3 protein-coding genes are annotated in these 1,789 nt (G+C 72.9%); all 3 read left to right on the forward strand.

Translation table 11 applies throughout. The features are described from left to right. Positions 1–456, forward strand: a 456-nt coding sequence (locus tag ABZ070_RS37125) for a DUF2752 domain-containing protein (protein WP_356640596.1), incomplete at its 5' end; no start/stop codon positions are given. A gap of 115 nt (positions 457–571) precedes the next feature. Continuing rightward, on the forward strand, positions 572–1,381 hold the full coding sequence (gene trpC / locus ABZ070_RS37130) for an indole-3-glycerol phosphate synthase TrpC (protein WP_356640598.1): 810 nt from the start codon (positions 572–574) through the stop codon (positions 1,379–1,381). A 7-nt stretch (positions 1,382–1,388) separates the two neighbouring features. After that, the gene (locus ABZ070_RS37135) at positions 1,389–1,643 is read left to right on the forward strand and encodes a hypothetical protein (RefSeq protein WP_356640600.1); all 255 of its coding nucleotides are present in this window, start codon (positions 1,389–1,391) and stop codon (positions 1,641–1,643) included. Positions 1,644–1,789: the final 146 nt, after the last annotated feature.

A 1,789-nucleotide genomic window follows, 5' to 3' on the forward strand; every position in this document is an offset into this window, starting at 1 on the left:
GGTGTACACGCGCGTCCGCGCCAAGCTGGAGCACGAGCCGATCGAGGACCTGCGCGGCCGTCGCTCGCGCGGCGCGTCGCCGCGCCGCTCGCCGTCATCACCGGCGTCGCCGCCGCCTTCGCGTACGTCGGGACCGTCGATCCGAACGAGCCCGGGCACTACCCCGTCTGTCCCCTGCTGCGTTTCACCGGCATCCTCTGCCCCGGCTGCGGCGGACTGCGCAGCGCACACGCGTTCATCCACGGCGACCTGGCCACCGCCCTCGGCGCCAACGCGGTCGCCGTCCTCGGCTATGCCGTGTTCACCGTCGTGTGGGTGATGTGGCTGATTCGCGCCGTGCAGGGCAGGCCCCTGCGGATCGGTCTCTCCACGGGATGGTGGTGGGTCGTGGGCAGCGTGCTGGTGATCTTCAGCGTGGTGCGGAACCTGCCGTTCGGCTCCGCGCTGGCTCCGTGAAGTCCCAGGTAGTGGGACAGGCGCCCACCGGATGTGAGCCCTCGGCCCTCCTCCGGATACCATCGAGGTGGCTGATCCTGATTCATCAACACCGTCCCGGAAGGGGGCCGCTCGCGTGAGTGTGCTCGACGAGATCATCGAAGGTGTGCGCGCCGACCTGGCAGAGCGGCAGGCGCGTGTCAGCCTCGACGAGCTCAAGGAGCGCGCCGCCAAGGCTCCTGCGGCCAAGGACGGCGTCGCCGCACTGCGCGGCGAGGGCGTCAAGGTGATCTGCGAGGTCAAGCGCTCCAGCCCCTCCAAGGGCGCGCTCGCCGCCATCGCCGACCCCGCCGGGCTCGCCGCCGACTACGAGGCGGGTGGCGCGGCCGTCATCTCCGTGCTGACCGAGGAGCGCCGTTTCGGCGGCTCGCTCGCCGACCTCGAGGCCGTGCGCGCCAAGGTCGACATCCCCGTGCTGCGCAAGGACTTCATCGTCACCGCGTACCAGCTGTGGGAGGCGCGTGCCTACGGCGCCGACCTCGTGCTGCTGATCGTCGCCGCGCTCGAGCAGGAGGCCCTGGTCTCCCTGATCGAGCGGGCCGAGTCCATCGGTCTGACCCCGCTGGTCGAGGTGCACGACGAGGAAGAGGCCGAGCGGGCCGTCGACGCCGGCGCGAAGATCATCGGTGTGAACGCGCGTGACCTCAAGACGCTCAAGGTCGACCGCTCCACCTTCGAACGGGTCGCTCCCGAGATTCCGGCGCACATCGTCAAGATCGCCGAGTCCGGTGTGCGCGGCCCGCACGACCTGATCGCCTACGCCAACACAGGCGCCGACGCGGTGCTTGTCGGCGAGTCCCTGGTCACCGGCCGGGACCCCAAGTCTGCCGTTGCCGACCTGGTTGCCGCAGGCGCGCACCCGGCGCTGCGGCACGGGCGGAGCTGAGCCCGACGTGACCGCCGTCCGCCGCCGCACCGGGCCCACGCCGGACCCCGTTGCCCCGCTCGCGGGTACGCCCGCGCACGCGGCGGCGTCCGGAGCGCCCCGCGATCCGTACGCACGGCTCGCCCGCGGCTGCCGGCCGCGGGGCTGCCGCGCACCGGCGCGGCGGGTGCACGGGCGGCGCGTGCGGTACGTGATCGGTGACGAGCCGGGGCAGGTCAACGGCATGCGATGGCGCGTCGCGCCTGCGCGCGTCGGCCGCTAGGCCGTTCCCTGCGGGGGCGTTCTCCCCACCCCGCCCGTTCCCGAACCGGGGCAAGACCGCACTCGCGCAGGGGCAGGGCTGGACCGTCGGCGGCATGGCCAAGGGGGCCGGAATGCTCGCCCCCGGTCTCGCCACCATGCTCGTCG

The organism is Streptomyces sp. NPDC006283 (assembly GCF_040613325.1).
Classification (GTDB): Bacteria; Actinomycetota; Actinomycetes; order Streptomycetales; family Streptomycetaceae; genus Streptomyces.